Origin of the sequence: Streptomyces sp. NPDC046915, assembly GCF_040644935.1 — a bacterium.
Taxonomy (GTDB): Bacteria; Actinomycetota; Actinomycetes; order Streptomycetales; family Streptomycetaceae; genus Streptomyces.
In genome coordinates this window covers 170,648-183,464 of the sequence record NZ_JBEYXB010000018.1, presented here as the reverse complement: position 1 = coordinate 183,464, position 12,817 = coordinate 170,648, and the positions used below count along the sequence as shown (strand labels likewise).

Sequence of the window (12,817 nt, the reverse complement as noted above, 5' to 3'; positions counted from 1 at the left end):
AACGGGGGGACATGACCGGTGCAGGGCGAACTGCTGGCCGGGCGGTACCGGATCGGGCCGCGACTCGGCGTCGGGGGCATGGGCGAGGTGTGGTCCGCGCAGGACGAGCGGATGCGGCGCGACGTCGCGGTCAAGCTGGTCCACGCCGCGTTCGGGGCGCAGGGGACGGAGACACAGGACAGGTTCCGCCGCGAGGTGCAGCTCGCCGCACGGCTGTCCCACCGGAACGTGGTGACCGCCTACGACTGGGGGGACGTGTCGGTCGGTGGGCGGCAGGTCTTCTACCTCGTGATGGAGCTCGTCCAGGGCGTCTCGCTGCGCCGACGCCTGGAGGAGGGCCGGCCGCCGTGGCCGCTGGCGGCGGGCTGGGCGGCGCAGATCGCGCAGGCGCTGGACGAGGCGCACTGCCATGGGGTGGTGCACCGGGACATCACACCGGCGAACGTCCTGCTGACGCCCGAGGGCACGGCGAAGATCCTCGACTTCGGCGTCGCCAAGTTCGTGGGCGACACGCTCAGCATCCACGAGCACACCGCGAAGGGGGCGCTGCTCGGCTCGCCGCCGTACATGTCCCCGGAACAAGCCGAGGACGCGGGGCAGATCGACCACCGCAGTGACCTGTACTCGCTGGGCTGCGTCCTCTACCACGCGGTGACCGGCCGCCCGCCGTTCGTCAGCGCCAGCCACCTCGGCGTCCTGCGCATGCAGGCGGAGGCGACACCGGCGGCCCCGAACACCCTGGTCTCCGAACTCCCCACCGCACTGAACGACCTCATCCTGCGGCTCCTCGCCAAGCACCCCGACGATCGCCCGGCCGACGCCGCCGCGATCTCCGACAGCCTGGCCACCATCCTCGTCAACCAAGCCGTCACCGTGGCGGGCAGTGACGTGTTCGACGTGGCCCAGCTGGCGCAGACCGGGAGCATCGCCGAACGGATCGTGGCCAAGGCGTGGCAGGTATGGCGGCAAACGCAGGCGGACTGCGCCGCGAAGGCCGAGGAGGCCGAGCGCCTGCGCAGGCAAGCCGCCGAGGAGGCCGAGCGGACCCGGGAGCAGGCCGTCGAGGAGGCCAGGCGGATCCGTGCGCAGGCGGAAGGCGCAGCGCGAGAGCTGCTGGCACAGACACGGAAACGGTCCGCGAACGCAGACCGGCGGCTACCGGACGCAACCCATGCGACGCGCAGCCAGTTCACCATGGTCGAGGACGGCTATCACCCGCAGGTCGTGCAGCAGCACGTCCGCGGGCTGCTCGCCGAGCAGTACCGGATCCGCAGCCTGATCCGGGGGATGGAGAGACTCATCAGCACGACTGTCTCCGGCTTGGCGGACCAAACCGACGCACGCGCGCGCACCTGGAGCAGGAAGGCGCTGCAAGCCGTGGAGGACGAGGCCTGGGCCAGGAGCCCGAACGTCATCTTCCCGGAAAAGACGCGGGTGGGGCCGGTCAAGCCGTCGTTTCCCAGGACGGCCCGGGGATACAGCCCGGAGCAGGTGCACGACTACCTGCACAGCCTGGCAACGGATCAGGCCGCCCTCGAACACTCCGTCGCGGTACTGGGCCACGTCCTGGCCGAGGGCGACTCGCTGCGCAACCGCGACGACCCGCCGCCGGGGTACGACCGGCCGGGGTACGACCCGCGCGCGAGTTCCGGCCGGCCCCCGGGATGAGGGCCGGCCGTACCCGTCACAACTTGTCCGGCGTCCGGATGCCCAGCAGCGCCATGCCCTGGTGCAGCGTGCGGGCCGTCACGTCGACCAGGAACAGGCGGTTCTCCATCTGCTCCGGCGTCTCGGCCTTCAGGACCGGGCACTGGTCGTAGAACGACGTGAGCAGCGTGGCCAACTGGTAGAGGTACGCGGCCAGCTTGTGCGGCTCGTACGTCGCCGCGACCTCCAGCACCGTCTCGGCGAACTGGTCCAGGTGCAGGCCGAGGGCCCGCTCGGCCGGGGCCAGTGCCAGCTCCGGGTGGGCCGCCGGGCTCGCCTCGCCCGCCTTGCGGAGGATCGACTGGATACGGGCGTACGCGTACTGGAGGTAGACGGAGGTGTCGCCGTTCAGCGAGACCATCTGGTCCAGGTCGAACTTGTAGTCCCGTACCGCCGAAGTGGACAGGTCCGCGTACTTCACGGCGCCGATGCCCACGTACCGGCCGTTCTCGGTGATCTCCTGCTCGGTCAGGCCCACCTTCTCGGCCTTCTCCCGGACGACCGCGGTGGCCCGGTCGACGGCCTCGTCGAGGAGGTCCTGGAGCTTGACCGTCTCGCCCGCACGCGTCTTGAACGGCTTGCCGTCCTTGCCGAGGACCGTGCCGAAGGCCAGGTGGTGCGCCGTGACGTCCTCGCCCAGCCAGCCCGCCCGGCGCGCGGTCTCGAAGACCATCTTGAAGTGCAGGGACTGCCGTGCGTCCACCACGTACAGCAGGGTGTTCGCCTTCAGGTTGAAGACACGGTCGCGGATCGCGGAGAGGTCGGTGGCCGCGTAGCCGTAGCCGCCGTCGGACTTCTGCACGATCAGCGGGACCGGGTTGCCGTCCGGGCCCTTGACGTCGTCGAAGAAGACGCAGAGGGCGCCCTCGGAGCGGACGGCCGCGCCGGACTCCTCCAGGAGGCGGCAGGTCTCGGCGAGCATGTCGTTGTAACCCGACTCGCCGACGATGTCGGGGTCCTGGATCTCCATGTCCAGCTTGTCGAAGACGGAGAAGAAGTAGATCTTCGACTCGTCCACGAACTTCTGCCACATGGCGAGGGTGTGCGGCTCACCGGCCTGGAGGTCCACGACCCGGCGGCGGGCCCGCGTCTTGAACTCCTCGTCCGAGTCGAACAGCTTGCGCGCCGCCTTGTAGAGGCGGTCGAGGTTCGACATCGCCTCCTCGCCGCTGACCTGGGCCTGCCCGTGGTCCAGCTCGTGCGGGTGCTCGTCCAGGTACTGGATGAGCATGCCGAACTGGGTGCCCCAGTCACCGATGTGGTGGCGGCGGACCACGTTCTCGCCGGTGAACTCCAGGAGCCGGCCCGCCGCGTCGCCGATCACCGCCGACCGCAGATGGCCGACGTGCATCTCCTTCGCCACGTTCGGCTGGGCGTAGTCGATCACCGTGGTGCCGGGGTTCGCGGCGTGCGGCACGCCGAGGCGGCCGGAGTCGTCCGCGTACCGCGCGGCCAGGTTCCGCGTGATCGCCTTGTCGGCGATCCTGATGTTCAGGAAGCCGGGCCCGGAGACCTCGATGTCCTCGATCACGTCACCGGTGACGAGCTGGGAGACGACCTGCGTCGCCAGCTCCCGCGGGTTCGCCTTGGCCTTCTTGGCGAGCGCCAGGATCCCGTTGGCCTGGAAGTCGGCCCGGTCGCTTCGTCGCAGCAGCGGGTCCGCGCCGGCGGCCTCCGGCAGGGTGGCCGAGAGGGCGGACGCGAGCTGCTGCTGGACGGAGTCGCTGAGGGACGTGACCGAGGCCATAGGTATGGGTGCCGTTCTCCTCGTGGGGATGGATAGACCCAGCCAGTATCCCACGGTGGGTAAAGCCGTTTTCCCGGGCGCGAGCGGGTCTGTGAGAATGGGGTGTCACCCCGTTCAGAAAGAAGGACGTGCCGATCGTGGCTCAGAGCACCGAGACCACCGACTGGGTCTCCCGTTTCGCGGATGAGGTCATCGAGGAATCGGAGCGTCGGGCCCCGGGCAAACCGGTGGTCGTCGTCGCGTCCGGGCTCTCCCCCTCGGGCCCGATCCACCTCGGCAACCTCCGCGAGGTCATGACCCCGCACCTGGTCGCCGACGAGATCCGCCGCCGCGGGCACCAGGTCCGGCACCTGATCTCCTGGGACGACTACGACCGCTACCGGAAGGTGCCCAAGGGCATCCCCGGGGTCGACGAGGACGGCTACAAGCAGCACATCGGCAAGCCGCTGACCTCCGTGCCCGCCCCCGAGGGCTCCGCGTACCCGAACTGGGCCGAGCACTTCAAGGCCGCGATGACCGAGTCGCTGGCCGAGCTGGGCGTCGAGTTCGACGGGATCAGCCAGACCGAGCAGTACACCTCCGGCGTGTACCGCGAGCAGGTCCTGCACGCCATGAAGCACCGCGGCGACATCGACGCGATCCTCGCCCAGTACCGCACCAAGGCCAAGCCCGCCGCCAAGAAGCAGCAGCAGAAGCCCGTGGACGAGGCCGAACTGGAGGCCGAGGAGGGTTCCGGCGCCGCGGCCGAGGACGACGGCAGCAGCTCCGCCGGGTACTTCCCGTACAAGCCGTACTGCGGCGGCTGCGGCAAGGACCTCACCACGGTCACCTCGTACGACGACGACACCACCGAGCTGTCGTACACCTGCGACGAGTGCGGCTTCGCCGAGACCGTCCGGCTCAGCGAGTTCAACCGCGGCAAGCTGGTCTGGAAGGTCGACTGGCCGATGCGGTGGGCGTACGAGGGTGTGATCTTCGAGCCGAGCGGTGTCGACCACTCCTCGCCGGGGTCCTCCTTCCAGGTCGGCGGGCAGATCGTCGGGATCTTCGGCGGGAAGCAGCCCATCGGCCCGATGTACGCCTTCGTCGGCATCAGCGGCATGGCGAAGATGTCGTCGTCGCGCGGTGGCGTGCCCACGCCGGCCGACGCGCTCCAGATCATGGAGCCGCAGCTGCTGCGCTGGCTGTACGCCCGGCGCCGGCCCAACCAGTCCTTCAAGATCGCCTTCGACCAGGAGATCCAGCGGCTGTACGACGAGTGGGACAAGCTCGCGGGCAAGGTGGCCGACGGCTCCGCCCTGCCGGGCGACGTCGCCGCGTACACCCGGGCCACGGGCATCGCCGCCGGCGAGCTGCCCAAGACCCCGCGCCCGCTGCCCTACCGCACCCTCGCCTCCGTCGCCGACATCACCGCCGGCCACCAGGACCAGGCCCTGCGCATCCTGTCCGAGCTCGACCCGGCCGACCCGCTCGGCTCCCTGGACGAGGCCCGGCCCCGGTACGACAAGGCCGAGGCCTGGATCAACACCCACGTCCCGGCCGACCAGCGCACCATCGTCCGCGACGAACCCGACGCCGAGCTGCTGAAGTCCCTCGACGAGTCCTCCCAGCAGTCGATCCGGCTGCTCCTCGACGGGCTCGCCGACCACTGGTCCCTCGACGGACTGACCCACCTCGTCTACGGCGTGCCCAAGGTCCAGGCCGGGTTCTCCGCCGACGCCACGCCCAAGGAGCTGCCGCCGGAGATCAAGACCGCCCAGCGGTCGTTCTTCGCCCTGCTCTACCACCTGCTCGTCGGCCGCGACACCGGCCCGCGGCTGCCCACGCTGCTGCTGGCGGTGGGCCAGGAGAGGGTGCGGGCCCTGCTCGGGGAGTAAGGCCGTAAGGCTGTAAGTCCGTCAGGCCGTGAGTCCGTCAGGCCGTGAGTCCGTCAGGCCGTGAGGCGAAAGGCGCCCGGTGCTTTCCAGCACCGGGCGCCTTTCGCGGACATCGCCGCCCGTCACCTCTTCCCGGCACTCTCCGGCACGCTCTTCGTCGCCGCCTCCCAGATCCCCGCCGCCGCGCTCTGGGCGAACTCGGTCGGTGACGGCACGTTCGGCAGCTGCGCGGGCACCGTGGTGCCCTTCCTGCCCCCCGGCCGGTCGGCGAACAGGGCCACCGTCAGGGCGAGTCGGCCGTCGTACCCGGTGCTCCACACGGTCCGCCGGGTGGTCCCGCCCCCCGCCCCGCCGGTGGTGAACACCTCCGACTCGGCCGAGCCGTCGGCGGCAGACGTCCGCCCGGCCCCCATACGAGCGCCCGCCAGGGTCGCCTCCCTCTCGCCCAGCGCGCGCCGCACGTCGGGACGCGCCCGGTAGACGGTGCGGCCGTCCCGGGTGATGCGTGCGACGGTGTACGGGGCGGCGTACCTGCCGTCCGCGGCGACCGTCGCGTACGCCGACGCCATGTTCAGCGGGGTCGGTGCCGCCTTCTTCAGCAGTGTGCGCAGCGGCTCGTCCGCCTTCGCCCTGCTGAACGGCTCCAGGACCGTCCCCGCCTCCACCGCCCACGACGTCACGGGCGGCTGGATCGGCCTCGGCACCAAGGACGCGCAGTGGTTCTACGCCCGGATCCAGGTCGGTGACATCCTCTCGGTGACACCCGGCACGAGGTCGGGCGGCGGGCCCCGGGCCGCGGACTAGGCGATGTGGTCCTCTTCCAGCTCCGCGTTGTAGCGGTTGGTGAAGCGGTTGACCATGCGCTTGGCGTCGTCCGGCGCGAGGCCGATGCTGAACTCGGCCTCGACGTTCTCGCCGAACTCACGCGGCGTCGGGTAGCTGCCGTTGATCGACTGCTTGAAGACCTGGTAGTACGCGTCCTCGTCCGGCTCCGGCGTGCCGCCGCCCTCGCCGAGCTCACGGGTACGGCCGGGGCTCACCGGGATGGGAAAGCTGCCGGTCTCCTCCGGAGAGGGCTCGTCGTACTGGAGCTGCTGGAACTGCTGCTGCTGCTGCTGGTACTGCTCGGCCTCCTGCTGCTCCGCGTACCACTGGGCGTACTGCTCCGCCGGGTCGTACGCGGGGTCGTAGCCGCCGTGGTACTCGACCTGCTGAGGGACGTTGAACCAGGGACTCTGCTCCTCCGCCGGCTCGGGCCGGTAGTGCTCCTCGGCAGGCGCCGCCTGTCGAGGTACGGGCGTGGGCGCGGCCTCGACGGCCCGCGGAGACGCGGAAACCTCCACCGCACGCGCCGCGGGCAGCACCGGCGGCTCGATGCCCGCCGCGGCCAGACCCTCCGGAGCCGTCTCCGCCAGCGGCACCCCGTACCGCGCCAGCCGCAGCGGCATCAGCGACTCCACCGGAGCCTTCCGCCGCCACGCCCGGCCGAACCGGGAACGCAGCCGCGCCTGGTAGACGAGACGTTCCTGCTCCAGCTTGATCACCTGGTCGTAGGAGCGCAGCTCCCACAGCTTCATACGACGCCACAGCAGGAAGGTCGGCACCGGGGAGAGCAGCCAGCGCGTCAGACGCACGCCCTCCATGTGCTTGTCCGCCGTGATGTCGGCGATCCGGCCGATCGCGTGCCGGGCCGCCTCGACCGCGACCACGAACAGCACCGGGATCACCGCGTGCATGCCCACACCCAGCGGGTCCGGCCAGGCCGCGGCACCGTTGAAGGCGATCGTCGCCACCGTCAGCAGCCACGCCGTCTGACGCAGCAACGGGAAGGGGATACGGATCCACGTCAGCAGCAGATCCAGGGCCAGCAGGACACAGATACCCGCGTCGATGCCGATCGGGAAGACGTAGGAGAAATTCCCGAAGCCCTTCTTGATGGCCAACTCACGGACGGCCGCGTACGAACCGGCGAAGCCGATGCCGGCGATGATCAGCGCGCCGGCCACGACCACGCCGATGAGAACGCGGTGCATCCGAGTCAGCTGAAGTGGCGCGGCCACTCGTTACTCCCCTCCCAGTGCGTGTTGTTGCGCGCATAGGGTGGCACACCTGTACGGCAAACGTGGTGCCGGTCAGCCCTTCGAGGCCGACGACTTCGACGGAGAGGCACTCGCGGACGCCTTCTTGGAAGCCGAGGCCGACGACGACGGGGACGCCGACTTGGACGCCGACTTCGACGGCGAGGAGTTCGCCCCGCCGGAGCCCGAGCCCGAACTGCCGCCCGCACCCTGGCCGTTGGCCTTCGGCACCGCGGCCACCGCCTCCTTGGCCGCCTTCTCCGCCGCCTTCGTCAGGGCGCTCGCGTCCGGGGTCTTCTCGCCCGCCAGACCCGCACCGTTGTAGTCGAGGGTGACGACGACGTTCTCCACCCGCGCGACCACCGTCTGCTGCTTGAAGCCGCCTTCCTTCTTCTTCAGGTCGTAGTGCACCACCGACGCCTCGTCACCCGTCCCGGCGACCGGCTCCGTCTTGGCGTTCTTCGCACCCGACACCGACTGCGCGGCCTTGACCTGGTCCGCGAAGTACACCTGCGCCTGCTTCTCACCCGTGCCGCGGTTGGCGTCCGAGTCGAAGCGGAGCAGCGAGACGTTGAGCCAGCGGAACTGCGAGCCCTTCACCCCGTTGTTGTCGAGGCTGCTCCAGGAGCAGCTGGACCGGGACGAGGTGTCACTCGACGTGCCCTCCTTGCCCGACTTCGAACTCTTCGGCACCATTTCACCCAGAGTCGACTTCGACAGCACCGCACACGGCTCCGGCAACTTCGCGTACGCGGCCGCCTGCACCGTCGGCGAGGAACTCGCCGAGGCGCTGCCCGCGTCCTCACCGGCCGGGGCGGTCTGCTGCGACCCCTTCGCGCCATCGCCGGACCCGGAGTCCGACGAACAGCCGGCCGCCACCAGCATCACGGGGACCGCCGCCGCACAGACAAGAAGGCGGGGGAGGAGCTGGACTCGCTGGGCACGCTGGTCGTCTCGCTGGGCTGCTCGCTGCATGGTTCCTTCACTCATGACGCTCGTGTTTCCTGCGGTCGGATCGGGTCCGATGGGTCACGGTACGCGTTGAGCGAGCTGTGCGGCTTCCCTTCGCGGGCTTTGCGTACGGCCCCCCGGGGTCCGCACGGCACCCCTAACCGTTGAGCACGTCATCCAGCTCGGCCGCCAGATTACGGGCCCTGTCCTGCATTTCCTTGCTGTCCGGGGCGACGCCGATCGCGGTCGGCTGCTCCGCGTACTCGATGGTCACGATCACGTTGGACGTGCGGAACACCACAGTCACCGTTCGCTGTTCCGCCGTCGAGCCGGAGCTCGTCAGCTGGTCGTCGAGGAACGCCTCGTCGCCGAGATCGTCGAGAACGCGGGGCTGGAGGTCGGCCGAGGCGTCACCCGAGGGACTGCCGGAGGAACTGTCGGAGGGGTTACCGGACGAATTACCGGACGAATCGGACGGTTTGGTGCTGGAGGAAGCGCTCGCCGAAGGCGCCACCGTGGTCTTCGACTCCCCGCCGGCGGCCGACGCGGACGACGAGGCGGAAGGGGACCCGGAGGCCGGCTCCGACGCGGACCCCGACGCCGAGACCTGCGGCTCCGGAAGGTCGGCCGCGGTCTGCTGCTCCCCGAAGAGACTCTCCGCCTGGGTGTCGTCGCTCACCGAGTTGTCGTACGACACCACCCGCTCGAAATCGACCAGGAGATGATCGGTCGCGTCCGTGGAATCGACCTTCCAGCGGCAACCGACCTTGCGATCCGTGTCATACGTGAGCGTCGCCTCGCCCTGGTACGCCTTGTCCCGCTGGTCCTGGTCGGCGATCTGCTTGACACCTGGCAGGAGCGAGTCGAGCGTGCTGCGGTCGATCGCGCCGCAGGGCTCGGGGAGCGTGCGGTACTTGCCGGGCTGCGCCACCGCCGTCGCCGTGCCGGCGTCGCCCGGGTTCGCGTCGTCCGTCGAGCCCTTGTCGCCGGAGCCGCTCGTGCAGCCGGCCAGCAGCGCCGCGAGGAGGGCGGCGGTGCCGGTTACATACGCCTTCCGCTGCACGGTCAGGCTCCTCTCGACGGTGTCCTGGGAGGTCGGTCATCCAGTGTCCCCGCTGGTAATTCGCTTGCCGCGGCGGGGAGCCCCCTGGAGACAATGTGTATCGCACGCACTGCTGTGAACGCCGGTCCGTCGTCCCTTTTCGCCGACCTTGGCGCTGCTTTTGCGTTTTGCACTTCTTAAGACTTTTGTTGCATCCCCGGGGGAATGAGGAAGACATGTCGTACGTGGAAATGCCCGGCGCGAAGGTGCCGATCCGTATGTGGACCGACCCCGCGACGGTCGAGGACGTGGCCCTCCAGCAGCTCCGCAACGTCGCCACCCTCCCGTGGATCAAGGGCCTGGCCGTCATGCCGGACGTCCACTACGGCAAGGGCGCGACGGTCGGCTCGGTCATCGCCATGCGGGGCGCGGTGTGCCCCGCGGCCGTCGGCGTCGACATCGGCTGCGGGATGTCGGCGGTGAAGACGTCACTGACGGCGAACGACCTGCCGGGGGACCTGTCCCGGCTGCGGTCGAAGATCGAGCAGGCCATTCCGGTGGGGCGGGGGATGCATGACAGTCCCGTCGAGCCGGGGCGGTTCCATGGGCTGGCCACCGCGGGGTGGGAGGACTTCTGGGGGCGGTTCGACGGGGTTGCCGATGCTGTGAAGTTCCGGCGGGAGCGGGCGGCTGCGCAGATGGGAACCCTCGGCGGGGGAAACCATTTTGTGGAAGTGTGCATAGATGTGTCCGGTTCGGTGTGGCTCATGCTTCACTCCGGATCGAGGAACATCGGCAAGGAACTCGCCGAGCACCACATCGGCGTCGCCCAGAAGCTCTCGCACAACCAGGGACTGGTCGACCGCGACCTCGCGGTCTTCGTGGCGGACACTCCGCAGATGTCGGCGTACGAACACGATCTCTACTGGGCCCAGGAGTACGCCAAGCACAACCGGTCGATCATGATGGCCCTGCTCAAGGACGTCGTCCGCAAGGAGTTCAAGAAGGCAAAGGTCACCTTCGAACCCGAGGTGAGCTGCCATCACAACTACGTCAGTCGCGAGCGCTACGAGGGCATGGACCTCCTCGTCACCCGCAAGGGCGCGATCCGCGCGGGCTCCGGCGAGTACGGGATCATCCCCGGCTCCATGGGCACGGGTTCGTACATCGTGAAGGGTCTCGGCAACGAGAAGTCCTTCAACTCCGCCTCGCACGGCGCCGGTCGGCGCATGAGCCGCAACGCGGCCAAGCGCCGCTTCTCGACCAGGGACCTCGAAGAGCAGACGCAGGGCGTGGAGTGCCGCAAGGACTCCGGCGTCGTCGACGAGATCCCCGGCGCCTACAAGCCGATCGAGCAGGTCATCGACCAGCAGCGGGACCTGGTCGAGGTCGTGGCGAAGCTGAAGCAGGTCGTGTGCGTGAAGGGCTGAACCGACCGCGTTCAGTGGGCGTGCCGCACCGCGTAGATCATGACGAAGGCCACGATGTGGATGCCGAAGAGGAAGTAGGCGAGGAAGTACCAGACCTTGCGCTCGTCCTTGGTCTCCTGGGCCAGGCGGCGGCGTTCCAGTGTCCTGTCGTCGTCGGGGGTCACGGTTCGCGGTGGACCTTGCTGTTGGAGGCCTGGGCGCGGGGGCGGAGGACCAGGAGGTCCACGTTGACGTGGCTGGGGCGGGTCACCGCCCAGCTGATGGTGTCGGCGACGTCCTCGGCGGTGAGGGGTTCGGCGACGCCCTCGTACACCTTGGCCGCCTTGTCCTGGTCGCCGCCGAAGCGGGTGAGGGCGAACTCGTCGGTGCGGACCATGCCGGGCGCGACCTCGATGACGCGGACCGGCTGTCCGACGATCTCCAGGCGCAGGGTCTCGGCGAGGACGTGCGTGCCGTGCTTGGCGGCGACGTAGCCCCCGCCGCCCTCGTAGGTGCCGTGGCCGGCGGTGGAGGAGACGACCACGACGGTGCCGTCGCCGCTCGCGACGAGCTTCGGCAGGAGGGCCTGGGTCAGGTTCAGGGTGCCGATGACGTTGGTCTCGTACATCGTGCGCCAGTCCGCGGGGTCGCCGGTGGCGACGGGGTCGGCGCCGAGTGCGCCGCCGGCGTTGTTGACGAGGACGCCGATGGTCTTGAAGGCGGTGGCGAACTCGTCGACGGCCGCGCGGTCGGTGACGTCGAGCTGGTACGCGGTCGCGGAGTGGCCGGCCGCCGTCAGTTCTTCCGCGAGCGCCTCGATGCGGTCCTTGCGGCGGGCGGTGAGGACGACGCGGTACCCGGCCGCGGCGAGCTGCCGGGCCGTGGCGGCGCCGATTCCGCTGCTCGCACCTGTGACGACGGCGATGCGGGAGGCGGCGGACGGGGCTGCGGTGGCCATGGGGCGGCTCCTCGGGCGTACGATGATCGGTCTGTGCCCAAGGGTAGGTGACCGCGGTGCGCCCACGGCGGGGCCGTCCGCCCTCCGAACGGTCAGCCCCCGCCGCGCGGCGCCCACATGAGGACGGCCATTCCGGTGAGGCAGATGAGCGCGCCGGTGATGTCCCAGCGGTCGGGGCGGTAGCCGTCGGCGATCACGCCCCACAGCAGGGAACCGGCGATGAAGATCCCGCCGTAGGCGGCGAGGACGCGGCCGAAGTGGGCGTCGGGCTGGAAGGTGGCGACGAATCCGTAGGCGCCGAGGGCGAGCACACCGCCCGCCGCCCAGAGCCAGCCCCGGTGCTCGCGCACGCCCTGCCAGACCAGCCAGGCGCCGCCGATCTCGAAGAGGGCGGCGACCACGAAGAGGGCGGCGGAGCGGAGGACGAGCATGGGGGCAGCTTCGCACGGCCGCGTCACCTGATGGACGGCGCCTGTCGTCCGCTCCTCGTGGCATACATCCCATAGATACGTATATGTGAGGAGTGGGTGTCATGCGAGGTGTGCGGGGTCTGTGGGGTCGACGGGGTCTGTGGAGCGTCACCGTGTCCGGGCTGGCCGGGCTGGCCGTGGTCGCGGGGGGTGGGGCCGCCCGAGCCGGTTCCGGTGAGCCCTCGGCCGGGCTGGCCTATCACGGTTCCGCGGTGCTGACCGGCGACCAGGTGGACGTGTGGCTGACCCCGCGCAACGACGGGCCGTCCGCCGTCCCGGACGCGAGTGTGCGGCTGCACTGGTCGGCGGCGCTCGCCGATGTGCAGCAGTTCCCGGCGGGGTGCGCGCGTACGGACGAGCGGGCGGTGGTGTGCCGCACGGGCGCGCTGGCCGCGCACGGACTGGGTGAGCCGATCGCCCTCTCGGTGCGCCTGAAGGGGCAGCCGTCGGAGGTGACGATGGAGGTCGGGACGGCGTGGAACGGCGGCGCCGCCGACGCGGGCAAGGCGCACGACGTGGCGCGGGTGCTGGTGCTGGCCACGGGGGACACCTACGCGTTCTGAGCCGCGGGCTCGGGC

The 12,817-nt window shown here is 70.1% G+C and carries 13 protein-coding genes; 5 read left to right on the top strand and 8 right to left on the bottom strand.

Annotation, left to right across the window (positions count from 1 at the left end):
- The first annotated feature begins 18 nt into the window (after positions 1-18).
- Positions 19-1,668 (top strand): protein kinase, encoded by a 1,650-nt coding sequence (locus ABZ915_RS36690; protein WP_361812460.1) that lies wholly within the window; start codon positions 19-21, stop codon positions 1,666-1,668.
- A 16-nt stretch (positions 1,669-1,684) separates the two neighbouring features.
- Here ABZ915_RS36690 and argS read toward each other — a convergent pair whose 3' ends face one another.
- Positions 1,685-3,454 (bottom strand): arginine--tRNA ligase, encoded by a 1,770-nt coding sequence (argS, locus tag ABZ915_RS36685; protein WP_361812459.1) that lies wholly within the window; start codon positions 3,452-3,454, stop codon positions 1,685-1,687.
- Positions 3,455-3,582: 128 nt separating this feature from the next.
- On the opposite strand from argS, the gene lysS reads away from it, so the two are divergent.
- On the top strand, positions 3,583-5,331 hold the full coding sequence (lysS, locus tag ABZ915_RS36680; protein WP_361812458.1) for a lysine--tRNA ligase: 1,749 nt from the start codon (positions 3,583-3,585) through the stop codon (positions 5,329-5,331).
- Positions 5,332-5,453: 122 nt separating this feature from the next.
- Here the strand turns inward: lysS and ABZ915_RS36675 are convergent, their stop codons facing one another.
- Entirely contained in the window at positions 5,454-5,900 is a 447-nt protein-coding gene (locus ABZ915_RS36675; protein WP_361812457.1) for a hypothetical protein, read from the bottom strand.
- Between ABZ915_RS36675 and ABZ915_RS36670 the strand changes: the two genes are divergently transcribed.
- Complete coding sequence (locus ABZ915_RS36670) at positions 5,899-6,135, top strand: hypothetical protein (RefSeq protein WP_361812455.1); 237 nt, start codon at positions 5,899-5,901, stop codon at positions 6,133-6,135. The two genes, ABZ915_RS36675 and ABZ915_RS36670, sit on opposite strands and share 2 nt — an antisense overlap.
- Here ABZ915_RS36670 and ABZ915_RS36665 read toward each other — a convergent pair.
- From ABZ915_RS36665 to ABZ915_RS36655, 3 genes are all read right to left on the bottom strand, one after another.
- Positions 6,132-7,364, bottom strand: a complete 1,233-nt coding sequence (locus ABZ915_RS36665; protein ID WP_361812454.1) for a DUF2637 domain-containing protein — start codon at positions 7,362-7,364, stop codon at positions 6,132-6,134. The two genes, ABZ915_RS36670 and ABZ915_RS36665, sit on opposite strands and share 4 nt — an antisense overlap.
- Before the next feature lie 99 nt (positions 7,365-7,463).
- Positions 7,464-8,399, bottom strand: coding sequence for a DUF3558 domain-containing protein (locus ABZ915_RS36660; protein ID WP_361812453.1), 936 nt, complete (start codon positions 8,397-8,399; stop codon positions 7,464-7,466).
- A 118-nt stretch (positions 8,400-8,517) separates the two neighbouring features.
- The gene (locus ABZ915_RS36655; RefSeq protein ID WP_361812452.1) at positions 8,518-9,423 is read right to left on the bottom strand and encodes a DUF3558 domain-containing protein; all 906 of its coding nucleotides are present in this window, start codon (positions 9,421-9,423) and stop codon (positions 8,518-8,520) included.
- A 215-nt stretch (positions 9,424-9,638) separates the two neighbouring features.
- Between ABZ915_RS36655 and ABZ915_RS36650 the strand changes: the two genes are divergently transcribed.
- Positions 9,639-10,832, top strand: coding sequence for an RtcB family protein (locus ABZ915_RS36650; protein WP_361812450.1), 1,194 nt, complete (start codon positions 9,639-9,641; stop codon positions 10,830-10,832).
- 11 nt (positions 10,833-10,843) lie between these two features.
- On the opposite strand, the gene ABZ915_RS36645 is transcribed toward ABZ915_RS36650, so the two are convergent.
- The 3 genes from ABZ915_RS36645 to ABZ915_RS36635 all read right to left on the bottom strand — a co-directional run bounded on the left by ABZ915_RS36645 (position 10,844) and on the right by ABZ915_RS36635 (position 12,200).
- Positions 10,844-10,996, bottom strand: a complete 153-nt coding sequence (locus ABZ915_RS36645) for a hypothetical protein (protein ID WP_361812448.1) — start codon at positions 10,994-10,996, stop codon at positions 10,844-10,846.
- Complete coding sequence (locus tag ABZ915_RS36640; RefSeq protein WP_361812446.1) at positions 10,993-11,769, bottom strand: SDR family NAD(P)-dependent oxidoreductase; 777 nt, start codon at positions 11,767-11,769, stop codon at positions 10,993-10,995. The genes ABZ915_RS36645 and ABZ915_RS36640 overlap by 4 nt, the downstream gene beginning before the upstream one ends.
- Before the next feature lie 92 nt (positions 11,770-11,861).
- Positions 11,862-12,200 (bottom strand): YnfA family protein, encoded by a 339-nt coding sequence (locus ABZ915_RS36635; RefSeq protein ID WP_361812444.1) that lies wholly within the window; start codon positions 12,198-12,200, stop codon positions 11,862-11,864.
- Positions 12,201-12,301: 101 nt separating this feature from the next.
- On the opposite strand from ABZ915_RS36635, the gene ABZ915_RS36630 reads away from it, so the two are divergent.
- Positions 12,302-12,802 carry a hypothetical protein gene (locus tag ABZ915_RS36630; protein ID WP_361812442.1) on the top strand — a complete coding sequence of 167 codons (501 nt, stop codon included), beginning with the start codon at positions 12,302-12,304 and terminating at the stop codon, positions 12,800-12,802.
- Positions 12,803-12,817 lie beyond the last annotated feature (15 nt).